32 protein-coding genes and 1 pseudogene are annotated in these 22,506 nt (G+C 71.5%); 8 read left to right on the plus strand and 25 right to left on the minus strand.

Going from position 1 to position 22,506, the window contains the following annotated elements:
• Positions 1–109: 109 nt before the first annotated feature.
• Positions 110–2,227: a bifunctional diguanylate cyclase/phosphodiesterase gene (locus ACFY4B_RS19995; protein ID WP_079272470.1), complete on the plus strand. Its 2,118-nt coding sequence runs from the start codon at positions 110–112 to the stop codon at positions 2,225–2,227.
• A 315-nt stretch (positions 2,228–2,542) separates the two neighbouring features.
• Positions 2,543–6,133 carry a hypothetical protein gene (locus ACFY4B_RS20000; protein ID WP_387969412.1) on the plus strand — a complete coding sequence of 1,197 codons (3,591 nt, stop codon included), beginning with the start codon at positions 2,543–2,545 and terminating at the stop codon, positions 6,131–6,133.
• A 116-nt stretch (positions 6,134–6,249) separates the two neighbouring features.
• Here the strand turns inward: ACFY4B_RS20000 and ACFY4B_RS20005 are convergent.
• Positions 6,250–6,534: pseudogene (locus ACFY4B_RS20005) on the minus strand (GTP cyclohydrolase); the annotation flags it as partial.
• Positions 6,535–6,610: 76 nt separating this feature from the next.
• Entirely contained in the window at positions 6,611–7,186 is a 576-nt protein-coding gene (locus tag ACFY4B_RS20010) for a hypothetical protein (protein WP_387969419.1), read from the minus strand.
• Positions 7,187–7,327: 141 nt separating this feature from the next.
• Here ACFY4B_RS20010 and sufD point away from each other — a divergent pair, with 141 nt between their 5' ends.
• Positions 7,328–8,512, plus strand: coding sequence for a Fe-S cluster assembly protein SufD (sufD, locus tag ACFY4B_RS20015; RefSeq protein ID WP_387969422.1), 1,185 nt, complete (start codon positions 7,328–7,330; stop codon positions 8,510–8,512).
• Between the two features lie 8 nt (positions 8,513–8,520).
• Here sufD and ACFY4B_RS20020 read toward each other — a convergent pair whose 3' ends face one another.
• The 7 genes from ACFY4B_RS20020 to ACFY4B_RS20050 all read right to left on the minus strand — a co-directional run bounded on the left by ACFY4B_RS20020 (position 8,521) and on the right by ACFY4B_RS20050 (position 12,267).
• A complete protein-coding gene (locus ACFY4B_RS20020; protein ID WP_387969425.1) occupies positions 8,521–9,144 on the minus strand; it encodes a hypothetical protein in 624 nt (207 codons plus the stop codon).
• 167 nt (positions 9,145–9,311) lie between these two features.
• Positions 9,312–9,833 (minus strand): hypothetical protein, encoded by a 522-nt coding sequence (locus ACFY4B_RS20025; protein WP_387969428.1) that lies wholly within the window; start codon positions 9,831–9,833, stop codon positions 9,312–9,314.
• Positions 9,834–9,837: 4 nt separating this feature from the next.
• Positions 9,838–10,062, minus strand: a complete 225-nt coding sequence (locus ACFY4B_RS20030; protein ID WP_387969430.1) for a hypothetical protein — start codon at positions 10,060–10,062, stop codon at positions 9,838–9,840.
• A 277-nt stretch (positions 10,063–10,339) separates the two neighbouring features.
• Complete coding sequence (locus ACFY4B_RS20035) at positions 10,340–10,636, minus strand: hypothetical protein (protein ID WP_387969433.1); 297 nt, start codon at positions 10,634–10,636, stop codon at positions 10,340–10,342.
• Between the two features lie 68 nt (positions 10,637–10,704).
• Positions 10,705–11,166 carry an ATP-binding protein gene (locus ACFY4B_RS20040; RefSeq protein ID WP_387969436.1) on the minus strand — a complete coding sequence of 154 codons (462 nt, stop codon included), beginning with the start codon at positions 11,164–11,166 and terminating at the stop codon, positions 10,705–10,707.
• Positions 11,163–11,759, minus strand: a complete 597-nt coding sequence (locus ACFY4B_RS20045; protein ID WP_387969439.1) for a hypothetical protein — start codon at positions 11,757–11,759, stop codon at positions 11,163–11,165. Before ACFY4B_RS20045 ends, ACFY4B_RS20040 begins: the two co-directional genes overlap by 4 nt.
• On the minus strand, positions 11,737–12,267 hold the full coding sequence (locus tag ACFY4B_RS20050; RefSeq protein WP_387969442.1) for an ATP-binding protein: 531 nt from the start codon (positions 12,265–12,267) through the stop codon (positions 11,737–11,739). Before ACFY4B_RS20050 ends, ACFY4B_RS20045 begins: the two co-directional genes overlap by 23 nt.
• Positions 12,268–12,474: 207 nt before the next feature.
• Between ACFY4B_RS20050 and ACFY4B_RS20055 the strand changes: the two genes are divergently transcribed.
• Positions 12,475–13,374, plus strand: coding sequence for a helix-turn-helix domain-containing protein (locus ACFY4B_RS20055; RefSeq protein ID WP_387969445.1), 900 nt, complete (start codon positions 12,475–12,477; stop codon positions 13,372–13,374).
• Between the two features lie 2 nt (positions 13,375–13,376).
• Positions 13,377–13,619: a hypothetical protein gene (locus ACFY4B_RS20060; protein WP_387969448.1), complete on the plus strand. Its 243-nt coding sequence runs from the start codon at positions 13,377–13,379 to the stop codon at positions 13,617–13,619.
• A gap of 78 nt (positions 13,620–13,697) precedes the next feature.
• Here ACFY4B_RS20060 and ACFY4B_RS20065 read toward each other — a convergent pair whose 3' ends face one another.
• From ACFY4B_RS20065 to ACFY4B_RS20140, 16 genes are all read right to left on the minus strand, one after another.
• Positions 13,698–15,161: a hypothetical protein gene (locus tag ACFY4B_RS20065; RefSeq protein WP_387969451.1), complete on the minus strand. Its 1,464-nt coding sequence runs from the start codon at positions 15,159–15,161 to the stop codon at positions 13,698–13,700.
• A 223-nt stretch (positions 15,162–15,384) separates the two neighbouring features.
• Entirely contained in the window at positions 15,385–15,741 is a 357-nt protein-coding gene (locus ACFY4B_RS20070; protein WP_387969454.1) for a hypothetical protein, read from the minus strand.
• Between the two features lie 23 nt (positions 15,742–15,764).
• Entirely contained in the window at positions 15,765–15,974 is a 210-nt protein-coding gene (locus tag ACFY4B_RS20075) for a hypothetical protein (RefSeq protein WP_387969457.1), read from the minus strand.
• A 31-nt stretch (positions 15,975–16,005) separates the two neighbouring features.
• A complete protein-coding gene (locus tag ACFY4B_RS20080) occupies positions 16,006–16,488 on the minus strand; it encodes a hypothetical protein (RefSeq protein WP_387969460.1) in 483 nt (160 codons plus the stop codon).
• A 96-nt stretch (positions 16,489–16,584) separates the two neighbouring features.
• Positions 16,585–17,112, minus strand: coding sequence for a hypothetical protein (locus ACFY4B_RS20085; protein WP_387969463.1), 528 nt, complete (start codon positions 17,110–17,112; stop codon positions 16,585–16,587).
• A gap of 58 nt (positions 17,113–17,170) precedes the next feature.
• Entirely contained in the window at positions 17,171–17,365 is a 195-nt protein-coding gene (locus ACFY4B_RS20090) for a hypothetical protein (RefSeq protein ID WP_387969466.1), read from the minus strand.
• A 92-nt stretch (positions 17,366–17,457) separates the two neighbouring features.
• Positions 17,458–17,937: a hypothetical protein gene (locus ACFY4B_RS20095; protein WP_387969469.1), complete on the minus strand. Its 480-nt coding sequence runs from the start codon at positions 17,935–17,937 to the stop codon at positions 17,458–17,460.
• 50 nt (positions 17,938–17,987) lie between these two features.
• Complete coding sequence (locus ACFY4B_RS20100) at positions 17,988–18,137, minus strand: hypothetical protein (RefSeq protein ID WP_387969472.1); 150 nt, start codon at positions 18,135–18,137, stop codon at positions 17,988–17,990.
• Complete coding sequence (locus ACFY4B_RS20105; RefSeq protein WP_387969475.1) at positions 18,134–18,379, minus strand: hypothetical protein; 246 nt, start codon at positions 18,377–18,379, stop codon at positions 18,134–18,136. Before ACFY4B_RS20105 ends, ACFY4B_RS20100 begins: the two co-directional genes overlap by 4 nt.
• A 40-nt stretch (positions 18,380–18,419) precedes the next feature.
• Positions 18,420–18,674: a hypothetical protein gene (locus tag ACFY4B_RS20110; protein ID WP_387969478.1), complete on the minus strand. Its 255-nt coding sequence runs from the start codon at positions 18,672–18,674 to the stop codon at positions 18,420–18,422.
• A gap of 32 nt (positions 18,675–18,706) precedes the next feature.
• Positions 18,707–18,964, minus strand: coding sequence for a hypothetical protein (locus ACFY4B_RS20115; RefSeq protein ID WP_387969481.1), 258 nt, complete (start codon positions 18,962–18,964; stop codon positions 18,707–18,709).
• Positions 18,965–19,062: 98 nt separating this feature from the next.
• Entirely contained in the window at positions 19,063–19,371 is a 309-nt protein-coding gene (locus ACFY4B_RS20120; RefSeq protein WP_387969484.1) for an antirestriction protein ArdA, read from the minus strand.
• Between the two features lie 47 nt (positions 19,372–19,418).
• Positions 19,419–19,604, minus strand: coding sequence for a hypothetical protein (locus ACFY4B_RS20125; protein WP_387969486.1), 186 nt, complete (start codon positions 19,602–19,604; stop codon positions 19,419–19,421).
• A gap of 51 nt (positions 19,605–19,655) precedes the next feature.
• On the minus strand, positions 19,656–20,438 hold the full coding sequence (locus tag ACFY4B_RS20130) for a hypothetical protein (protein WP_387969489.1): 783 nt from the start codon (positions 20,436–20,438) through the stop codon (positions 19,656–19,658).
• A 45-nt stretch (positions 20,439–20,483) separates the two neighbouring features.
• A complete protein-coding gene (locus ACFY4B_RS20135; protein ID WP_387969492.1) occupies positions 20,484–20,687 on the minus strand; it encodes a hypothetical protein in 204 nt (67 codons plus the stop codon).
• Between the two features lie 33 nt (positions 20,688–20,720).
• Positions 20,721–21,014: a hypothetical protein gene (locus tag ACFY4B_RS20140; protein WP_387969495.1), complete on the minus strand. Its 294-nt coding sequence runs from the start codon at positions 21,012–21,014 to the stop codon at positions 20,721–20,723.
• Between the two features lie 578 nt (positions 21,015–21,592).
• On the opposite strand from ACFY4B_RS20140, the gene ACFY4B_RS20145 reads away from it, so the two are divergent.
• From ACFY4B_RS20145 to ACFY4B_RS20155, 3 genes are read left to right on the plus strand one after another with little or no spacing between them, the layout of a single operon-like run.
• Positions 21,593–21,916 (plus strand): HNH endonuclease, encoded by a 324-nt coding sequence (locus tag ACFY4B_RS20145; protein WP_387969498.1) that lies wholly within the window; start codon positions 21,593–21,595, stop codon positions 21,914–21,916.
• A gap of 29 nt (positions 21,917–21,945) precedes the next feature.
• Positions 21,946–22,263 (plus strand): hypothetical protein, encoded by a 318-nt coding sequence (locus ACFY4B_RS20150; protein WP_387969501.1) that lies wholly within the window; start codon positions 21,946–21,948, stop codon positions 22,261–22,263.
• A gap of 12 nt (positions 22,264–22,275) precedes the next feature.
• On the plus strand, positions 22,276–22,506 hold the full coding sequence (locus ACFY4B_RS20155) for a hypothetical protein (protein ID WP_387969504.1): 231 nt from the start codon (positions 22,276–22,278) through the stop codon (positions 22,504–22,506).

The raw sequence follows: 22,506 nt of genomic DNA on the forward strand, positions 1-22,506 counted from the left end.
GCACGCCCCGCGCGGCGGCCGTCGCGAGGCCTGCCCGGCCCGCTCGGCCCGCAAGGCCTGCCGGGCCCGCCGGAACCGGCGCGTACACCAGAGGAACCAGGTTCAGCAGATGAGTACCACCCCGGTGCGCGGCAACGCGGAGCGGTTCCACGAGGAGTGGGCCCGGCTGCTCTCCGCCGACCACGGCACCGCCGTCCACCCCGGCCTGCTCGGCCGGCTGGTCGCGCGCACCGCCGCGCTGCTGCACCGCGCCCAGGAGGACGAGCCGTTCGAGCCGCGGCTGGCCGCGCAGGCCGGCGCCGACCTGGTCGACGCGCACTTCACCGACCCGGTGCTGCTGGCCCGGGCGGTCGAGCTGCTCCAGGCGCAGCCCGTCCAGGACGACCGCGGCCCGGCCCTGACCGGCGCCTTCGCGGCCGGCTGGGCGGCCGCCCTGCGCGAGCGCACGCTGACCGAGCAGGAGGCGATCCGCACCGCCGCCGACAGCGCCCGCAAGGAGGCCGAGCGGGCGCTGCGCGCCTCCGAGGCCCGGTTCCGGGCGCTGTTCGAGAGCGCCGCCATCGGCATCGGCATCGGTGACACCGACGGCAACATCATGGCGGTCAACAAGGCCCTCCAGGAGCTGTTCGGCGCGGGCCCGGAGGACATGATCGGCCGCCGGGTCGGCGACCTGGTGCACCCCGAGGACACCCCCGGCGTGTGGGAGGCGTACGAGGAGCTGATCAGCGGCAAGCGGGACTACTTCCAGTTCGACAAGCCGTACTACCGCCAGGACGGCGAGGTGATCTGGACCCACCTGACCGTCTCGCTGATCCGCGACGACGACGGCATCCCGCAGTACCAGGTCGCGATGCTGGAGGACGTCACCGACCGCTACCGGCTCCAGGAGCGGCTGCGCCACCAGGCCACCCACGACCCGCTGACCGGACTGCCCAACCGCGCGGCCTTCTTCGAGCGGCTGGAGAAGCTGTTCGAGGAGCCCGAGCCGGGCGCCCGCTTCGGCCTCTGCTACGTCGACCTCGACGGTTTCAAGGTGGTCAACGACAGCCTCGGCCACGACATGGGCGACCAGCTGCTGGCCGCCGTCGCCGCCCGGCTGAAGGCCGCCCTCACCCCGCTCGGCCACCTGGTGGCCCGGCTCGGCGGCGACGAGTTCGTCGTCCTGCTGGAGAAGTGCCGGGGCGAGCAGGAGGCGGTGGCCGCCGCGAAGACCGTGCTCAAGGCGCTGGCCGGGCCGGTGCTGATCGGCGACCACAAGCTCGCCGTCGGCGCCAGCGTCGGCGTGCTGGAGCGGCGGGTGTCCACCACCACCCCGGGCGCCGCCGTCCGGGCCGCCGACCTCACCCTGTACCGCGCCAAGGAGGCCGGCCGCGGCCGCTGGACGCTCTTCGACCCCAAGGAGAACGCCCGGGCGGTCAGCCGCTACGCGGTGTCGGTGCGGATGCCGGCGGCCCTCGACCGCGGCGAGTTCTTCATCGACTACCAGCCGCTCTACCGCCTCGCGGACGGCCGGCTGGCCGCCGTGGAGGCGCTGGTGCGCTGGCGCCACCCGCAGCTCGGCGTGCTCGGCCCGGACGAGTTCGTCACCACCGCCGAGGAGACCGGGCTGATCATGCCGCTCGGCCGCTGGGTGCTGGAGCAGGCCTGCGGCCAGGCCGCGGACTGGATCAAGCGGTACGGCGACGCCGCCCCGCAGCTCAACGTCAACCTGGCGGTCCGGCAGGCCCGCAGCGCCGCCCTGGTCACCGACCTCGCCCGGATCCTCGACAGCACCGGCCTGGACCCGGCCCGGTTGCAGCTGGAGATCACCGAGTCGACCGTGGTCGGGCCCGAGGACGAGGCGCTGCGCACCCTGCACGGGCTGGTCGACCTCGGGGTGTCGCTGGCCGTGGACGACTTCGGCACCGGCTGGTCCAACCTCGCCTACCTGCGCGACCTGCCGGTCTCCGGGCTGAAGATCGCCGGCTCATTCGTCGGCGACCTGCACGAACCGGGGAAGGACGAGTCCACCGGGTGGCGGATCGTCAGCGGCCTGGTGTCGATGGCGCACGCGCTCGGGCTGAACGTCACCGCCGAGGGCGTGGAGACCCACCGGGACGCCGAACGGCTGCGGACCATGGGCTGCGACTGGGCGCAGGGCTGGCACTTCGGACGCCCGGTGCGGCCCGAGGAGATCGCCCGGCGGATCGTGGAGGAACCGCTGGGGCGCCCGGTCGAGGAGCGCTGAGGAGGGCCGGCTGGACGCCGGCTCGAGTTCCGCTCGGGGGCCGGTCCGTTCCCGCCCGGTCCTGCTCCGCTCCGGCGGCGGCGTCGGCCCGACCGCCGTACGGGCAGTGGCGGCCGAGGCGTCGACAGCGGCCGGTTCCCCGTCGGGGATCGCGCTTGCGTACCGGTCCTGCGATGGGTCGGTCCTGATCCGCGAAAGCGGCCGACACCCGCGCCCGCCATGAGGGATGATGACGCGTCACAATCCACCCCGGAACCGGTGCGCCCATGGTCACGGCCCCGCGCCGGTCCGGGCTGCGGGGGAGGGGAGCGTCGCATGGGCACGACGGAGGACGCGGACCCGGCCGAGGGCGGTCGGCGCGGGCCGAGGCCCCGGTCGGCCGCCGGAGCCGAGCCGGGGAATCCGCCGGGGAGCAGGGTGGAGCGGTGGTCGCGGGGGCGCTGGCGTGCCTCCGAGGACGCCCCGGACCGGTCGTCCCGGCTCGGCGCGACCCCGCGGGCCCGGGTGGACCCGCAGGCCGCGACCCGTCGGGTGCCCGCCGCCCCGCCGCGCTTCGATCCGGAGGCCGCGACGCGTCGGGTGTCCGGCAACGAGCCGCGGTACGACCCGGAGGCGGCCACCCGCCGCAGGCCGGACACCGGGCCGAGGTTCGACCCGCACGCTCCGACCGAGCTCCGGCCGGGGGGCTCGGGCAGTTCGGGGGACTCGGGGCACTCGGGACGTTCGCCGGGTACCGACTCGGAGGCGGTGACCGAGGTCGTCCGGCCCCGGTCGGGCTCGGGGGCCGGCTCGTCCTCCTGGCAGGACGGCATCGGGCCCGGCGGCCCCGCCCCGGCCGGGGGAGGCGGCGGCGGGAGTGCGGGCGGGAGCCCGGCCGGCCCCGAGGACGGGTTCGGCGGGGCCCCGGACACCGGCGGTCCGTTCGAGGGCGTCTTCCCGGACGCCCTGCGGAGCCGCTTCATCCCGCTGGGCCGGGCCGGAGCCGGCTCCGAGGGCACCGTCTGGTACGTCCGGCGCACCGACGGCGGCGGTGACGCGGCCGTCAAGGTGGCCGTCGCGGGCCAGCCGATGGACCACGACCTGCTCTCCCACCTGGGCCACGACGGCTTCCGCCGGCACGTCCCGCAGCTGATCGACTTCGGCCGGGTCCGCCACCACGGCGCCCAGGTCGACTGGGTGGCCATGGAGTACCTGCCGGTCACCCTCGCCGCCCACGTCGCCGGGCTGTGGCGGTCGGGCGGGCAGGGCGACCGGCGGACCACCGAGCAGATCGTCTACGAGCTGGTCGCCCTGCTCGACTTCTGGCAGCAGCGGATCCAGCGCAACCCGCTGGACTTCAAGCCCGCCAACATCCTGGTGCGCCCCGGCAGCGGGTCCGGGGAGTTCGTGATCGCCGACTTCGGCGGCGTCGACCGGCTCACCGACAGCCGCCGGTTCACCTCCGCGATGATGGTCACCGTCGCCTACATGGCCCCCGAGCAGCTGGCGGGCAAGAACCACCAGGCCGGGCCCTGGTGGGGGCTCGGCAACGTGCTGTACGAACTGTTCGTCGGCCGCCCCCGCTTCGTCGGCGCGGACGGCGAGCGCCCGGACGACCAGGAGCTGGAACTGGAACTGGTCATGGGCGAGGAGGTCGACCTCAGCGCCGTCCGCGACCCGCGCCAACTGCTGCTCCTCCAGGGGCTGTTCACGAAGATGCCGGAGGACCGCTGGACCGCCCCGCAGGTCCGCAGCTGGCTGGCCGGCGGCACCCCCGAGGTGATCCGCCGCCGACCGCAGGCGCAGGCCAGGGCCCACCGGCCGGTCACCTTCCTCGGCAACCCGTTCACCGACCCGGTCCGGCTCACCGAGGCGCTGCTCAAGAACTCCGGCGCGGCGGCCCGCTGGCTGGCCACCGGGGGAGCGGAACGGGTGCGCGACTGGCTGCGGGACGAGGTCGAGGACACCGTCTTCGACCTGCACTACCTTTCCGACGTGGCCAAGGCGCCCGGCTCCCGGCGCGAGTCCGTGGCCGCGGTGGCGGTGCTCGCCCTGGGGGCCGCCTTCGTCCCGGGCGCCGTCCCCCACTATCGCGACCGGCCGATCGACACCACCGGGCTGGAACGCGTCGTCACCGCACCGGACGGCGCCGAGCTGATCGACGAACTCGTCCGGGGCGGGGTGCCGGCCGTGGTCGCCCGCTACGACTGCTTCCACCCCGAGTGCGCCGGCGAGCACTGCTCGCGGCTGCTAGCACTGGCCGCACTGCCGGAGGTGCTGGCCGAGGTGGACCGGCTGGCCCGCACCGTCGGCGGCGGCCGGCGCGGCGGCGACGGGCTCAGCCCGGAGGAACGCGAGGAGGCGCACCGGCAGGCGGTCTGGCTGAGCATCCGGCCCGAGGAGCGCGCGCGGCTGCTCGGCCGGCTCTCGCCGCTGCCCGCCGCACTGCACCGACTGCCGCTGCCCGGGCGGGTGTCGGAGCTCGCCGCCGCGGTGGCCGCCTCGGTGGTGGACGGCGCGCTGGCCGTGGGCGCGGGCGCCCGCACCGCCGTACGGACCGTGGCCCGCAAGCCGGCGCCCGACCCGGCGGCGGCCACTCCCCGGGACGTGGTTCGGCGCCACTGGTCCGCGCTGCGCCGACGGGCGGTGGGCGCCGACCCGGCGCAGCCGGCCGGACGGGCGGCCCTGGTCGCGGCGGAGGCACTGCGGCGGCGCGGCCGGGGACGGCCCGAGCGGCCCGAACCGGAGGCCGGGGTGCGACAGGAGGGACGGGTGGCCCGGCTCTGGCTCAACCGGCGCCGCCGGCCGCCGACGGGCTGGGAGGACCGGCGGGAGCAGCTGGCGGCCTGGTGGCCGCACGCCCGCACCGCGCTGCCGCGCCGGGCCGGGGCGGTCCTGCTGCTGCTCCTCGCCTTCGGGCTGCTGCTGTGGGCGGGCGCGGTGCTCCGCTACCCGGTCGAGGCGGGGGAGAAGCTCGACCTCTCGCCCGCCGGCGCCTTCGGCGGCCCCCTGCGGAACGCCGGCGAGCACGCGGCCCGGCAGGTGGCCGGACAGCTCGGCGCGGGGCTGGTCGCGGCCGCCGTGATCGCCTTCTTCCCCGCCCGGGTGGGCATCGGCACGGCGCTGCTCACCGGCGCCGGAGCCCTCGCCATCGGCTACCTGCGGCTCGGACCGCCGATGACGGTGCTGGAGACGCCGCCGTCGGTGGCCGACCGGGTCGTGGTGTTCGAGGGCGGGATGGGGAGTTGGGCCGGCATCGCGGCGGTGGTGGCGACCGTCGTCTCGCTCGTCCTGATCGAGCGGGCCGCCAACCGGCTGCTGAAGCCGGCTCAGGAGGCCCGAAGGCAGGCCCGGGAGGCCTGGCGGGAGCGGGGCGTGCGGGGCGTGCGGGGTGTGCGGGGTGTGCGGGGCGCGGGGCCGTCCGGGGCCGGCACCGCCGAGCGGGCGGGGAGCGCGCCGTCCGGGCGGTGGCGGACGGGCGGCGCCGGTGCGCGCGACCGGCTGCGGTTCGCGCTCGGGACGACGGCGGTGCTGGTGCTGCTGCTGTGGGCGGCGGTCGAGGTCCGGCTGGCGGCCACCGGGGCGCACCCGACGCCCGACTCCTGGGGGACGGGGCAGGGCGGTGCGGACTACCAGGCCGGGTTCGTCCTGCTGCTGGCGGTGGTGTCGCTGGTCAGCACCCTCGGGACGCCGGCCACCGCCAAGGGGCTGTTCGTGCTCTGGGTCCCGGCCACGCTGTTCCTGGGCGCCTGGCCGGATCCGCTGGGCCCGGTCGAGGCGCTGCGGATCCCGGTGTTCGAGGGGCTGTTCCGGGCGATCGCTGGGCTGTGGGGGCACGGGGCCTTCTGGGCCGCGCTGCTGGTGGCGCTGCCGCTGGCGGCGTACGGGGTGCTGCGGACGGTTCGGGGGCGCGCGGGGCGCGGGTGACAGCGAACGGCTGACAGATGACAGCGAACAGATCACAGCGAACAGATAACAGATGACAGCTGACAGATTTTGAAATCTGTCAGCTGTCATCTGTCACCAAGCGCCCGTGCGGCAGCTCAGCCGACCAGCCGGGACAGCTCGATCGAGTGCCCCGTCCGCTCCACCTTCGCCCGCAGGTAGCGGACGTTGCTGGCCGACAGGTGCACCCCCGTCGGCACCCGGTGCCGCACGACGATCCCCAGGTCGGCCAGCTGCGCCGCCTTGTCCGGGTTGTTGCTCAGCAGGTCGATGCCCGTGGCGTCGAGCGCGGCGAGCATCTGGGCGGCCGCGGTGTAGTCGCGGCCGTCCTCGGGCAGGCCGAGCGCGGTGTTGGCGTCGTACGTGTCCAGGCCGGAGTCCTGGGGTAACGGTACACCCCTCTACCTTGTTCCCGACCTGCGGAAACAGGGTGAGGTGGTGAGGTCCGCGCCCCTCCCGTCACGGGAACAGCCGGTAAGCATCGAGCGCCCGTGCTGCGGCTTCCACGCGGACCCGCGCGGCCTGCTGCTGGTTGCGCAGGGGGACTTCCCAGGTGCGGAGCAGGTACTTCATGCGGGAGGTGGGGATCCCGTAGCGCTGCGCGAGCTTCTTGGGAGACGTGCCTTCGTTGTAGAGCCGGGTCGCCTCCTTGCGGTCCATCCGGGGGGCGGTGCCAGCCGGGTATCGGGCGTTGTCGTGGCGGAGGTGGGCGGCTTGACGGAGGTCGCGTTGGGGGACCTCCCACGCGCTGAGAAGTGACCTCATGCGGTAGGTAGTGACGCCGTAGCGTCGCGCGAGCGCAGCGGGGATCGTCCCGTTGTTGTAGAGCCGGGTCGCCTCCGCGCGGTCCACGCGGGGGTCCGTGTCCGCGCTGGGCTGGTACTTGGGGGCCTCCCAGTCCCGGAGCCACTTGGACATGGTGCCCTGGGACACCCCGTAGCCCTTGGCGAGCTTGTACCCGGGGGTGCCGTTCGTGTAGGCGTCGATCAGGTCGGCGCGAGTTTTGCCGGTGGGCTCGGGGATCTTGGGTGGCATGGGGTGTCCGTTCGTAGGTTCGTATGAGGAGGCCCCGCCCCGTGTGGTGCTGAGGTCGCGCACGGGGGCGGGGCCTGAGGCGAATCGATCACATAAACCAACTGGCCTCTGGTAGCGGCAAGTTGGCTGTAGGCTGCCAGGATGGAGCTTCCTGACGAACGACTGGCGGCCGGCCATGCCGGCGGCGATGTTCTGGCGTTGTCCACGATCCACCGCTTCACCTCTCTCGATGTTGACGCCTTCGAAATCCCGAAGGGCCGAGAAGAGGACTGGCGGTTCACCCCGCTGTGGCGGCTGAACGGGCTGCACGACGGGACTGCCGTACATCGCGACAACGGCCTTTACTTCGGTCCCGCACGGCTGGAGAGCGGAGTCCGCGTTGAGGTCGTCGCCTCCGGAGCCGGAGGGGAGGATCCCCGGATCGGTTCGGCCGTCGCGCCGGCCGACCGTGTTGCAGCTCAAGCCTGGCGCAGCCACACCCACGCACTGCTGGTGACCGTGCCACCGGACACGATCGCGACGGAGCCCGTCATGGTCGGAGTCACCGGCCCGGGAGAGGGCACCGCGGCGTACGGCCACGTGACGATCCGGGCCGGCAGGTTCAGCAAGGCCACCGTCGTGGTGACCTACACCGGCTCGGGGAGCTTCGCGGACAACGTCGAGCTGGTTGTCGAGGAGAGCGCCGACCTGGCCGTGGTGGTCCTCCACGAGTGGAGTCCGGATGCCGTCCACGTCTCGGCACACCACACGAGCCTCGGACACCACGCCAAGCTGAAGCTGACCACTGTCAGCCTCGGTGGCGCGGCGGTCCGCGTCAGCCCCACCCTGACCTTCGAAGCGCCCGGAGCGGACGCGGAGCTGTCCGGCTTGGTCTTCTCTAAGGCAGGCCAGCACATCGAGCACCGGCCCGTCGCCGACCACACCGGGCCGCACTGCACGTCCCGGGTCAACTACAAGTGCGCTGTGCATGGCCGGGATAGCCGAAGTGTGTGGATCGGCAATGCCTTCATCCGTTCCGCGGCTAAGGGCACCGACACCTACGTGGCCAACAGGAACATCTTGCTGTCGGCTGGCGCCCGTGCCGATGCGGTCCCGAACCTGGAGATCGAGATCGGTGACATCGTCGGCGCTGGCCACGCGAGTGCGACCGGGCGATTCGAGGATGACCAGCTGTTCTACCTGATGTCCCGAGGTATCGACGAGAACGAGGCGCGGCACCTGGTCCTGCGCGGCTTCTTCCGGGAGATCATCGCGAAGATCGGCATCCCCAAGGTTGAAGACCGGGTGCTGGGCACGATCGAAGGCGAGCTGGACCGGCTGAGCTGACCGGCTGGTCATCGGACGCTTCCCAGGACGACGTACGCCACGGCCGGGTAGCAGGACGCGAACGCCCACACGAAGCAATTCAATCCCATGGTGATTGCAATGATCATGTGGAAGGCCAGGGCCAGCCCGATCAGCAGCGGAAGGAGCGGAGGCGGCGTCAGCAGCACGAGCGGGAACGCCGTCTCCGCGCTGACCAGGGCCAGCGACAGCCAGCGGCACAGAGCGGGCCGTCCGGCCAGTCGGCGCGCCGCCCAGGCGTTGCCCCATGAACGCGTTCGGAGGACTCCTAGGAGGCCGGTCCCGTCGCGCCACTCCGAGTGGAGGACCTTCGCGAACCCTGACGAGAAGTACGCCAGGCACGCCTCGGCGACGATGAACCACAGGGCGATCCGCTGACCACCGAAGGTCTGCGCCATCGCCAGCGAGCCGAAGACGATCAGGAGCACCTGATCGGAGCCCTCGCCGCCGTAGGGGGCACGGAGGCCGCGCAGCGCCAGCGACGCCGTCACCAGCCACAGTAGAAGGGCTTGCCAGGCCCCAGAGGGGGCGGCCAGGACCAGCGCGGCGGCGGCCACTGATCGCACCGCCACGCCGATCAGGTCGCGGGGGTACCCCAACAGGCCGTCGACCATGGCCCCGGTGCGTCCCGTCGAAGTCCAGCGTCGGCGCAGCCGCAGGACACGCCAACTGTTCCAGGAGCTGTTGTCGGTGCTTCGAGGCCGAGCCAGGACCTCAAGAGAGGAGATGAGTACGCCGATTCCGGCGATGATCTCCGTGAGGCGGATTGCGGAGGAGGGAATCACCGGGATTCTCCGAGGTGGTGGCGGCCGGATTTGAAGATAACGTCCGGGCTCTCGTCACTGAGAACGCCATGCGAGATCGCCAGGACGAATTGAACCTCGCGGGCGTCTGGGACTCTCGATGCCACGGCGGTGACGTAGTTCAGAATCGCGAGGTAGGGCAGGGATACCTGCACGGCGCGCGGCCTCTGCACATCAAAGCGGTGGGCGACGGACATCACGTCGGACAAGCCCTTGAATGCACGACGGTCCGGATTCCAGGCGATGTGCCACCAGCAGCGCTCCGGAGGGCCGGCAACCTGATGCCAGGGGCCGAATTCTCCGGAGGGTCCTGCCATCCGCATGAGGAGGTGATAGTCGTGCTGGACCGGTCGGGGCGCGAAGAATCTGTAATTCGGAACAACCCCGAAGATATCCCAGGCCCTCAACCGGTCCAGCAGTCGCCGCGGAACCGTCAACTGGCCGACAGCCGACACGATGAACCACGCCGTCAGCACGACGGCCGTGATGACGGTCCCCACGGGATCAGGCCGCGATCAGCAGGGCCGTGCGCCGGACGCCCAGCAGCTCGACCAGGCCGGCGTTCTCGGACGCCGAGTCCACGAGGTCGACGGCGATCTGGTCGTCGTCGGTGACGACGCTGCCGGCCGAGAAGGTCGCCTGCCCCTGGGTGGTGACGTCGGTGACGCCGGTGAGGGCGTCGCTGATCTCCGGGTCGGCCCCGATGACCGCCGAGATGTCGAACGACATGTGCTCTCCTTTCCCGAGCTTCCTTCCAGCGGATGCCGGAAGGAATCTTCGAGACGATCACCCCGACGCGGGATGTGCTCTCGAAGGTGTCATTAACATAGCCGACATCGGAGATCCACTAAAGCGCTTTCGGCGGTACTATTTATAGGGAACTTCGCATTCCGGAGTTTCTGCCTTTGGGCATGACTAAGCCCCCTATTTCGACAAGTGAGATAGGGTGATAGATGGGTGCCGGGCTGCCAATAGATGACAGCCCGGCGCGGGTCGCCCCGAGGCTCTAATTTCGGGGCCCCACCTCCGATCGGAAGACCTCGGGCGCGTCCTCGGAGCACTCCACGAGTGCCACCAGGGCCGTCATCGCGATCACGGCCAAGGCCGACTGGAGGTCCCTGGTGGCGACAGCCTTCTGGCTGGGCCGCATCTTTCGCAGCTTCAGCATGTTCAGCGCCGCGTTGCCCATGCACTCCTGCAAGCTGAACATCAGCAGGCTCAGGAGGTCCGGCGCGTTCTCGGAGCGCGCCTTCAACTGGGCGTGCATGAGGTGCGCGCGTTCCCAGAGCCATTCCGTGTGCATACCTGAATACTCATTTCTCAAGAGAAGGGTGAGCGGTTCGAGCGAGCTGGGTGCCTGGTGGCCGCTGGCTAGCGGGCGCGGGACTGCGGACGGAGTCGGAGTTCGGCCCACACGTCCTTGCCGCAGGCGTACAGGTTGACTCCCCAGCGGTGTGCCAGGCGGTTGACGACCAGGAGCCCCCGCCCGCGCAGGGGTACGTGGTCGGGGCCGGCCGGGAGGCCGGCGTCCACGAAGACCGGCAGCGAGCAGGAGCCGTCGCTGACCGTGATCCGGACCGTGCACTCGCCTAGGCGCTGGATCGAGAGCCCGAGCTTGCGGCAGCACGCCGTCTCGATGGCGTTCGTGACCAACTCGCTCACCACCAGCACGGCGCTGTCGATCAGGTCGAACAGCTCCCAGCCGGCCAGGGCGGCGTCCACGAGCCAGCGGGCCAGCGCGGCCGACTCGGGTACGTAGGGGTACTCCGCGGTGAAGCTTGTGAGGGGGACGTCCAGCTCGACCTGGACGGGGGGTTCGGCAGTGGTAGTCATGTCACCTCCATCCGTCTTAAGCCGTCGAGTAGCCGTTGCATGAGATCGGCCGGCGGCGCCTGGTGGCTGTGGTCCTGGTGGAGCTGTTCGATCTGCTCGGTGCCGAAGTGCTCCTGGAGCGCCTGGCCGGGAGCACGCCGGACCAAGGGGGGCTCCGTGTTCGCGGCCCGGCCAGCGTTCACGACCGATGCGAGCCGGACGGCCCGGATCTTGGCTTGCAGGTCTTCCAGCATCGACCGGTTGAGTCGGAGTTCGATCACGGGAGGGGGGCACTCCCCGGAGGGGTCCGGCTCGATACCGCTGAGCGTCATCCGGAACGACTGCGTCGGACGATCGAGGAGCTGCAACTGCGCCGGCGGGATCTCCTCGACGGAGATCCGCCCTCGTCGCGGCGCGGTGCTGGTCTGGGGGTTCGAAGGCGCGGTCCCGACCGTGGGGCGGAGGACCGTTCGGATCTTGTTCTCCAGCCGCACCACGGTCTTGCGGGTGAGGCGGAGTTCGATCGGGGGAGGGGGCTGGCTCTCGGTGGCGTCGAGGCCGATCCCGCTCAGGGTCAGCAGGATGGGGCAGTCAGGCTGACCGAGGCGTTCCAACCGCGACGGGCCGAGTTCTTCGACGGAGATCCGGCCCCGGCGGAGCGGAGAGCTGTCCTGCGGGTAAGGCTGTATGGACATGCTGTCCGCCGGCCTCATCGAAGTCCCCCTTGAGAGTGGCGCAGACGATCTTGTAGCGGTCGACCGGGTTGAGGTCCCAGTGCCACGACGCGGTCAGCTCCGTGACCAGTTCGAAGCCTCGGCCGCCGGTGTCGTAGGTGCCGGCCATGCGGGGCTTCGGGAGGTCCGTGGAGCGATCCATCACTTCGATCCACGGGAGCCTGTTCCACAGCGCCACGAAGGTCACCTGGTACGGCGTCTCGGCGTGCCGGAGCGCGTTCGTCGCCAGCTCGCAGGCGACGAGCACCGGGTCATCGGGGTCGCTCCCGATGGCCTGGCACGACTCCGTGATGAGCCGCCGGACGCTGCGAACCGAGGTGGGGTCAGGTTCGAAGGATTCCGATCGAAAGAGACGAACGATGGTGCTCAGGTGGGCGTGATCGAACACGGCTTGCACAGCTCCTCCACAGGTCGGCCGGAGGGAGCCGTGCGTCATCGCGGACGCACTACACTCCGCAGATGGCTCGTAGCGGGTGGTGCCCGAATAGTGTTCCGCGTACTTAACTGCGTACGCAACCCCCAGCCTGACGAGCCTTCAAAGTTCACTCCTGGGAGGCATGCTGCCCTCAGGACGCGCTACGCTCATCCAAAGACGATGCAGCTGGATGAAGAGGTGATAGGCGTGGGTACCAGGCCGCAAGCAGCCCGTGCTGCGGCGAGCGTCGGCCGGCGACTGAGCGCCCTTCGGTTGGACGTGCGACCGCGCCTCACCCAGGTCACTGTTGGCAAGGCCCTGGGCAAGAGTCAGGACTTTGTATCCCGGATCGAGAAGGGGGCCCAGCTCCCCACTGATCAGCAGCTCCGTAAGATGCTTGATCTCTATGAGGTTGACCAGGCCATTCGTCTCGATCTGATGGCCGAGATCCGCGAAGCGCGGGCGGCGGAGTCGGAGTGGTGGACCAAGTATGTCGCTGATCTCCCGCGAAGCTTGGTCAAGCTGATCGAGCTGGAGGACGTAGCGACGAAGGTCAGTATTGCCTCCGGCGGACTGATCCCTTGGCCGTTCCAGACCGAGAAGTACATGCAGGGCGTGGACGAGTTCGCTTCAGTCGAGGTCGGCGCGGAACGACTGACCACTCAACACGCTGTTCGAGTGAAGCGCCAGGAGATCGTCACCCGAGCCGACCGGCCGGTGATCGTGGATGCTCTGGTCTCCGAGGCTGCTCTTCGCCCCCACGTCGGTGGTCCGGCTGCAATGCGTGAGCAGCTGGATCGCCTGATCGAGATGGCAGACTTGCCTAACATCACGGTGAGGGTCATCCCCTTCGCCGCTGGTGGTGCTGCCGCCTCGCAGCTGAACCTCACGATCATCGACTTTCCCACCCCGAACGACCCCGGTGTCGCGACCATGGACACCGGGACGGGCGTCGCCATCCTGGACGACCCGAAGGAGGTCCGGGCACGGCGGCGTAGGTTTGACTACCTGTGTGGGAAGGCGTTCAGTTCTACTGAATCGCTAGAGCTGATCAGATCCGCAAGTAAGGAATTCCTCTAACCATGGAAAAGCAGGAACTGTACGACGTTACTCCGCCCATGGAGGATCGCTTCAAGTCGCCGTTCAGCGAGGCGAACGGTGCCTGCGCGACGTTCGCGCCGATCCTAGGTGAGGACGGGCGGTTGATCGGGGTCTTTCAGGGCGACAGTCAGAACCCCGAGATCCTCGGAGTCCGGCACACTATTGCGGAGTTCGTCGCCATGGCGGACGGGATGACCGCCATCCGCACACGGCTCGGCCTGTAGAAGCATCTCTCCATACACTCTGCCCAGGACACCCCTGCCTCCGCCGGAGGCAGGGGTGTTTGCCGTTCCCGGCCCTCGTCATCGAGTCACGACGACGGGGTGGGGCTTGGCACCACCCGGTACGTCTCCTCTTCCCCCGGCGGCGGGAGCGGGACGGCGATGGACAGTTCGATGCCGGCCACGGCTCGGAGCTGGTAGCCGTAGCCGGGCGGGAGGGTGCCCGGCGGGGAGCCCTCGGTGGTCTTCGGTATCCACGCGCGCCCACGGAGTTCGACGGTGCCGATCTGTTCGCCCAGGCCCCGGACGACCCGGAAGCGGCCTCGGCGTCCCTCGTAGGTGAGGTCGAAGACCCGGTCGTCCCATTGGCCGTCGGGCAGCAGGTTGGCGGGGTGGGGAATCAGGGGTGTGTCCTTCCGTTCGGGTGGGTCGGGGTGGGGCCTGGTGCCAGCGGCCGGCGGAGCCGGTGGAGCATGACCGGGTGGAAGCCGCGGGGGTGGGGCCTGGTGTCCAGAGGCCGATCTCGACTCCGTCGGCGAGCAGTTGCCGGACGGCGGCCTCGGTCTGGTGGGGGTAGGGGTGGCGGGAGTGGAAGTGGCCGTTCTCGCGGATCTCGTACATGTCGGTAGCGAAGTCGCGGTCGTTGAGGGTGACGTCGAGCCGGCGGGCGTGGCCGCTGCCGGTGACGCTCCAGCGGTCGGCACCCACCGCGGACCACGTCAGGTCGATGTCCGCTCCGGTGCGGGCCCGCTGGGCGCGCTCGCGTTCGGCCTGGGCGTCGGCTCGGCGCTGGCGTGCGGCGGCCAGCTCGGCCTGGTGCTGCCGCTCGGCCTCCTCGCGACGCCGCAGGAACTCGGCCCGGCTCTGGGCGGCCTGGCGTTCCAGCTCCAGCATGCGCTGGCGGGCCTTCTCGCGGCGGCGTGCGGCTTCGTGGCCGCCGGGGAGCGGGGGTAGGGCCTGGGGCTCGTGGCGGGCGGGCCAGGGGTCGGCGAGGTCGGTGCGGTGGTGCTGCCAGATGCGGAGCATGGCGCGGCCGTCCGGGGTGGCGACGACGTCGCCGTGCTCGTCCTGGCGGAGGAAGCCGGCCGCGAGGGCCAGCTCCACGACGCGGCGGCGCACGCGGCGGCCCTTGGCGTCGTGGCGGGCTCCGGCGGGGACGAGGCGGTAGCCGGTGCCGTCCCACCACACGCCGCCTTCGCCAGGGGGCAGGGTGGCCGCCGAGACGAGGCCGTACACCCTGCTGGTCCACCCGGACTTCTCGCGGGTCTCGCGGGTGCGCTCGGCGGCGACGAACCTGCGGATCTCGGCTTCGTGGTCGTCGGCGTGGAGGCGGGCGGCGTGGTGGGCGTCGTCGCGGTGGTGGTGGTCGTCGCCGACCTGGGCCGGGCGCCCGGTGTACCGGTCGCCGCAGGACAGGCACCACACCTTGCCGCCTTCGCCCCGGTAGCCGCCGGGGCCGACGCCGACGGGGCAGGCGTCGCGCAGGCCCCACTCCAGGGCGGTTCCGCCCCCGGGTATCCAGGGGACGCGGGCGGGGGTGGTCACTGGGGTCTCCTGGGGGTGGGGCCTGGGGTCACTCTGGGTGATGGAGTGAGTGGACAGCGTAAGGGTCTATGTCGTTATGTCATTTTTTATGACATTTAAAAAAAATATATAAACAGCACTACAACGGTGGGAACCAACCTGAATCGGGCTCCGACATACGGCACTTCGGCACACCCCGCCCTCACCCGGAGGCGGGGGCGGGGCCTGGTGTCGGCGGGGTGGGTCAGTCGGTTCCGAGGGCTTCGAGCCATTGGCCGGCGTCCATGCCGTCGATGGTGGGGTGGCCGTCGTGGAAGCGGATGTCCCGGGGCTCCAGGGTGACGTCGAGGAGCTGCCCGAGGTGCAGGCACTCCCGGACGACGAGTCCCCGGTAGGCGGCTTCGGCGCGGGCCTGGGCGTCGTCTCCGAAGTACTGGCGGGGCTGGTCGCCGGTGGGCATGCGGCCGGCCGCTCCGTACGGCTGCCTCTCGACGGTCCAGGTGCCCTTGGCGTCGGGGGCGGCGGTGAACCGGACTGCCGTCGGCGGCTGCTCGGGGTGGGCGGTCGGGTAGGTCAGGGTGTATCGGGTGGGGGCTGGCACTGGTGTCTCCGGGGGGTGCGGGGTCAGGGGTGGACGAGGGGCGCGCAGGCCGGGCAGAGCGGGTCACCGTTGAGGGCCCAGTCCGGGGCGAGCGGGGTGTCGGGGCTGCACAGTGCTCGGCGTTCGGGGCCGTCCACGAGGGCGGCGTGCGGTGGGGTGCCGGGGCGGGCGTAGCCGAAGGTCAGGTGGCGGGGCAGGTCCATGACCCGCAGCGGCTCGGGGGTGTCGTGCACGGGGTTCTCCGGGGGCGGGTGGGGCCTGGTGTCAGCGGTGCTCGGTGGCGAGGTGCCGGCGGCGGGTCTCGTCGGTGTAGCCCTTGCCTGCGTTCTTCGTCTCCCAGCCGCAGGTGCACACGGCCTTCGAGTAGGCCCGGCCGGGGCAGCCTTCGGTCAGGGGCTTGCCCGAGCTGGTGTGCTTGTGGGTGGGCGGGCAGGGGGTGCCGTCGGCGTGGTGGTCGGTGCGGGGTGCGGTGAACGTGGCCGCGGGGGTGTCCTGCTTCGGCCGGCGGGCCCGGGGCGGGGCCTGGTGCCAGGTGCTGCGGCGGCGGTTGTCGGCTTCCTGCTCGGCGTCCCACTCGGCTTCGGTGAGGGCGTCGCCGACGACCAGGGGCTCGGTGTGGTCGTACCAGGTCTCCCAGTCGGCCGTGACGATGCGCTCGGCTGCGGTCTGGGCGGCTTCGGGGCTGTCGGCGAGGACGGGCACCACGTGCACGGTGATGACGTCGACGGCAACGATGTACTTCGGCATGCTGCTTGTTCTCCGGTGCTGCTCGGGGGGTGGGGCCTGGGGTCTGGCCGGGCCTCGGCGCGGTCCGGAGGGGTGTCCGGGCCGCACCGGGGCGGGTCAGGCCGCCAGTACGGTGCCGTTGACGAGCAGGCCGGGCAGGCAGTCCTGAAGGAGGACGGGGATCATCTCGGTGTGCTTGTCGCGCATCCACGGGAAGCCGGGGGCGGTGGCGATGGCGAACGGCTCTCCGCCGTCGGCCGGGACGACGATGCGGAAGCGGGCGCGGGGCTGGCGGACCTCCGGGCAGGCGAGCCCGAGCACGCTGGGGTGGGTCTCGCTGGCGACGCCGTAGCGCACGGTGCCGTCGGGCTCGGTCCAGCGCTGCCACCCTGCCCCCTTCGTGCGGGTCCGGCTGGGCTTCGTGGCGGGACGGGGACTGGGCCCGATCTTCACCGCGCTGCCAGGACTGCTGACCTTGGGCAGGTCGAGGGCGAGCTGCACGGCTTTCGTGTGCGTCGTCTGTGCGCCGCTCTGTCCGGCCGGGGTGGTGACGGTCACGGTGCGGTGCTTCGTCGTGAACTGGCCCTTCTCCTCGTGCTGGTAGGGCAGGCGGAGCGTGGTCGTGAGGGCGGCGGGGGTGGTCACGGTGGCGCTGTTCCTTCGGTGGTGCGTGGGGGTGGGGCCTGGTGTCAGCGGCGGGTGGTCACGCGGCGGCGGGGAGCGCGTCCAGGGGCTCGGGGTCGTGGACGGTCGGTTCGTGGCCGTGGCTGTAGGCGTCGGCGCGGGCGTCGCTCTCGAACGCCGACATGGCGGCGGCTTCGGCCGCGTCGTAGTCGTCGGCCTCCACCACGAAGCGGAAAGTCTCGGTGTTGTCGATGTAGACGGCGAAGCGGGGCACAGCTGTCTCCTACAGGTGGGGTGTGGTGGCAGGGCGGTGGGGCCCGGCCGGCCTCGGGGCGGGTGACGCCGGCCGAGGGGTGGGGCCTGGTGTCAGCGGCTCGCGTCGTAGGAGATCCACCAGTCCGTCTGGCCGGTCTCGTAGGCGAACCACTCGCCGTCGTCGCCCGTCCCGCCGGTGGCTTCGGCCCAGGCGCGGAACCCTTCGCGGCTCAGCCGCCAGCCGCGCAGCCTGGCGGCGTCCAGGGCGCCCTTGCCGTACGCCCGGCTGTCGGCGGTCCACTCGGGCAGCGCTTCGGACAGGTCGACCCACCCCGCCCGGATCACCGGCCGCCACACGACGCGGACGGTGCGGCCGGGGCGGGGCCACTCGACGGCGACGGCTCCACCCGCTTCGGGGGTGAGGGTCGCGCCGTGGTGGACGGCGTGGCGGGCGAGGCGCTGGGTCAGGAGGTGAGGGCTGGTGCTCGGGCTGTCGGCTTCGGTGCCGTACGCCATCGCGCCGTTCCCTGCGGCGTGGTCGCCGAGCTGGCCGACAAGGGTGTCGTAGGCGTAGGTGCCGGGGGTGTTCATGGTGGCGCTGTTCCTTCGGTGGTGCGGGGTGGTGGGGGTGGGGCCTGGTGTCAGTGGCGCTGGAGGAGGCGGAGGACGGCCGCCCGGAGGTCCGCGAGTTCCGCCCGCAGCGCGGTGTTCGCGGCGGTGACGGCCGCGACGCGGGCGCGCAGCTCGTCCAGCTCGGCGGGGTCCGGTTCGACGTCGGCGGCCCGGATCACCGGCCGCTCTCCGTCCCACGGATGAGCGCTTCGAGTTCGGCGGTGAGGTCGAGCAGCAGTTCCCGGCACTGGTGGGCGCGGTCGGCGTTCGCCTCGTCGTAGGCACCCATGTACCGGTCCTCGGCGGGCTGGTCGGGGTGGTGCGGGTCGTAGGTCGGGATGCGGTCGTAGAAGAGGGCTTCCCAGTCGGCTTCGTTCTCCCGGACGCGGTCGACGAGCGCTTGGAGCTGCATGGTGGTCATGGCGCTGTTCCTTCGGCGTGAGGGGGTGGGGCCTGGTGTCTCAGGCGGTGGCGGCTTCGAGGTCGCGCAGGAGGGCGTCCAGGGCTTCGGCGGTGGCGAACAGCTGGTCGCGGGAGGCGCGTTCGCGGGCGGCGCACAGGTCGTCGTAGTGGTCGCAGTCGTCGTCGCTGGTGTGGAACTCGCCGTCGGCCGGGTCGGGGTTGTAGGAGGGGATGGCGTGGAACGCCTGCTCCCACTCGTTCTCGAAGGCGGTGTGGGCGGCGAGGACGGCGCGCAGTCGGGCGGTGGTGGTCACGGGGGGCTCCGGTCGGGTGTGGGGGGTGGGGGTTAGAGGTAGATGCCGCACAACTCGTTGTCGGCGCTGCACACGGCGTTGCTGATCGTGTCGTCCAGGTGGGCGGGCGCGGCCTGGTCGCAGGAGTCGCACTCGGTTTTGGCGTTCTCCACGTCGAGGCCGGTGCCGATGAGTTCCACGCTGCCGTCTTCGTCCTGGACGACGTGCAGGAACGCGGGGACGGTGATCGTGAACGTTCCGCCGCACGGGCAGCGCAGTTCCGGGGTGGGGGTGGTCAGGGTCTCGGGCATGGCTGTACTCCGGGGGCGGTGTGGGGGTGGGGTCTGGTGTCTGTGCACCCTTGGCGGGGGCCCGGCGGGGCGCTGGGCCCTCACCAGGGGCGCACAGCTCAGAGGGAGCGGAAGACGTGCCCGCTGGCGGCGTGGAAGTAGTCGCAGCCCCACGCGATCAGGTCCACCTCGGGACGCCAGCCCCGGCATCCTTCGACGGCCGCGCGGTACTCGTCGTCGGTCTCCATGAGCTGGTCGTGGGCGAAGTCCTCCAGGCTGTCCCACTCGCCCTCGTAGGCGTCTTCGAAGGTCTGCACGGCGTACTCGGCGTTGCCCACGTACGCGGCGTAGGCGGTGAGGGCTTCCAGCTCTGCGACGACTCCGACGTCTTCGGCAAGCTCGGTCAGGTAGTCGGCGGTGCGGCTCACGGTGGGGTCTCTCTCGGGTCGGTGCGGGGCGTTGGGGGGGCCGGGCGTCAGACGGTGTCGGGGGCGTCGAACAGCTCGTCCAGCAGGAGATCGAGACCCCGGGCGTACTCCGGGTCGTGGCGCATGTCGCGGAAGGCGTCGAACATCGCGGCCACGTGGTCGGGGTGGTCCATGCCGAGCTTGGCGAGGCGGGGCCAGTAGCCGGACAGGGCAAGGGCGGTGGCGCGGGTCATGGTGGTGCTTTCCGTTCTGTGCTGGGGAGTTGGAGGGGGTGGGGCCTGTTGTCAGGCGGCGCGGCCGTACACGGCGCGGTATCCCTGCGCGGAGCCCCGGACGATGGCGCGGACGTCTTCGCGGTACGCGGCCCCCTGCTGCGTGGCGTAGCCGGTGAGGTAGGGCTTCAGGACGGCGGTCAGGGGCTTTCCGGTGTCGGGGTGGGACGTCTCGTTGAGGGCGCAGTCGCGGCACAGCGGCTCACCGCGCCGGGCGTCCGTGGGGGTGAGCCAGTCGTCGCAGTCGGAGCAGGCGGTGTACCCCAGGCCGGACAGGGCTTCCTCGACCATGGCCATGGTGATCTCGCCGAGCGAGGGGGACGACAGTTCGCGCAGCACGTCTTCACCGTCGACGCCGTCCGGCAGGGTGAGGGGTGAGCCTTCGATCTCTTCCACCATCGCGGCGTGTTCCCGCTCGGTGTGGTCGTCGTCGTCCAGCAGCGGGTACCCGGCCAGGCTGTCCGCGATCCGGCGCGCTGCGTCGCTGGCCAGGAAGGACCCGGCGTCGTAGATGATCCCTTCGCCGCAGGTGTCCCACAGCGTCCCGCGCTCCCCGGCGGCGTCGCCCATGATCCGGCATGCGGCCTGCCAGTTGGACTGTGCGCGGACGGCGTCCGACTCGTGTTGGTGCCAGCCTTCCCCGTCCTCCAGGAGGCTGCCTGTGCCGTCCATGACCATGCCGAGGCTGGCCCATCCGTAGCCGTCCGCCTCCGCCTCCATCCGGTGCACGAAGTCCCATGCGTGGCAGTGGTGTTCGGTGGCGGCGAGGAGTTCGGCGGTCAGGGTGGTGCTCATGATCGTGTTCCTTGCGGTGGTGCGGGCGGTGCGGTGGTCGGTGGCTCAGCGGGTGGTGGCAAGCCAGTCGCAGGCGTACGCGCTGCCCTGCTCGCAGGCGTCGGCCATGGCTTCGACCCACCCGTCGTTGAAGGCGGTCACCTGTACGGCGTCGACCGGGGAAGGCTCGTTGAACGTGTTGCCGGTGATCCACCCGCCGAGTGCGGCGGCGGACAGGGCGATCACGGCGAGGGTGCGGCGGGGGTTCATCGCGGGTTCTCCGGGGGTGTCGAGGCGGGGTGGTCAGCGGGCGTCGCGGCGCTTGCGCTTGCCCCGGCGGGTGGGGACGTCGGCGCGGTCGCGGTCGTAGGCGTTCACCGGGGCGGGGGTGACGGCCACCGGCTCCGGCTCAACGGCGGCCACTGCCGGGCCCTGGACGGTCCGCTTAACCAGGGCGGGCACCTGCTTGCCCCAGTGGGCGAGAAGGGCGGTCAGTAGGGCTGCTGCGACCCCTCCGCCCCAGTTGTGCGTCTGCCACGGCGACCCCGCCAGCAGCATGACCAGGCCCAGGGCGGCCGGGGTGAAGTGGTTACGCATCGTGATCTCGTTTCGGTCGGTCCGTCGCTTGCAGGACCAACACTGCACCAGAGATGCAGTGGAAGTCCAATGCATGTCGAGTGACGCCCATCACATAGAGCGAAGCGCTCGCTTCGGCCGAAGGCGGAAGACGCGCGCTCGCGCGAAGCGAAGTGAACTCACAGGCAAGGCAAGGGATTTGGTGGTGTCGAGGCGGCAACTCAACGGTTGCTGCGAGGGGACCCGGGGGGTGCCTCCCGTGCGCGTTCCTTTATTGCCCGGAGCGTCATAGCAGTCGAGATCCGATGCGAACGCCGGCCGACCCCTTCTTCCAGCTGATTCACGCAGCGTGACCAGTGGGGATGAACTCATTGCCACGCACTGAATGCGGAGAGTGAGGCCGCGGGCGTCGGCCGCGTGTTAACCGCCCCCGCTTAATACATGTGGAGGCGGCTTCGCGCGCGTGCGCGCACCCCGTTGCAGCGGCACCCCGGCCGGCCTCCGCCCGTAGCCCCGCCAGGGCAACGCTCCCCGACCGGCCCTCTCTCCCCGGTCGAGGTCGAGCACCTGGCGGGGCCCTGCGCTTCAAGGAGGCTGCCGTGGCCGCGAGTTCGCGCCGGACGACTCCTCTTCCCCCGCACTGGGCCCGCCTTCGCCGCGCGGTGATGAACCGCGACGCCTGGCGCTGCCAGCACGTGCGCTACGACACCGGCGAGCCGTGCGCCGAGCCCGCACGCCACTGCGACCACATCGTCCCCGCCTCCGAGGGCGGCTCCGACGACCCCGCCAACCTCCGCGCCCTGTGCGACTGGCACGTGCTCCGCAAGGACGCGGCCGACGCCGGCCGCGCCCGCAAGAGGGCCGCCGCGGATCGCTGGCAGCCCGCCCGAACACGCCGACCACACCCCGGGGAGGTCCACTGAACGTCGACCCGACCGAGAAGAACCCGGCGGTGATCCGCGCCGCGCTGGTCGAGCTGTACGAGACCGAACTCGACCTTGAGCCGACCGACCTCGCGCTGATCGACGTCGCCGCGCCGATGCTCGCCCGCGCGGCCCAGCTCGACGCCGTGGTGAAGCGCGAGGGCCAGATGATCGAGGGTGGGAACCGGAAGGACATGATGGTTCTCCATCCCGGCATCGCGCAGGCCCAGCTCAACCGCACGCAGGCCGCTGGCCACCTCGCCAAGATCCGCGGGGAGGGCGACGGCAACCGCCGTGGCCACAACGCCCGCGACGCCGTGGGCGCCCGCTGGGGCAACCGAGTCTGAGAGGAGCCCGCCGTGGCACGCCGCAAGGCAGCACGGGCCGCCGGCCCCTCGGACGAGTCCCTGCGCATCGCGCGGACGATCGTCTACTACGAGGCGTGCTTGGACTCCGAGGTCCCGCATGCCATGGCCCGCGAGCTGTGGGCCCACGACATGACCACGCCCTTCGCGGCCGGTGAGCACGTCTCCATGGAGGCGGCCCGGCTGCTGGAGGACCGCGCCCGCCGGGAGGCAGCCCAGCCGTAG

It is taken from the genome of Kitasatospora sp. NPDC001261, assembly GCF_042896795.1.
Lineage (GTDB): Bacteria > Actinomycetota > Actinomycetes > Streptomycetales > Streptomycetaceae > Kitasatospora.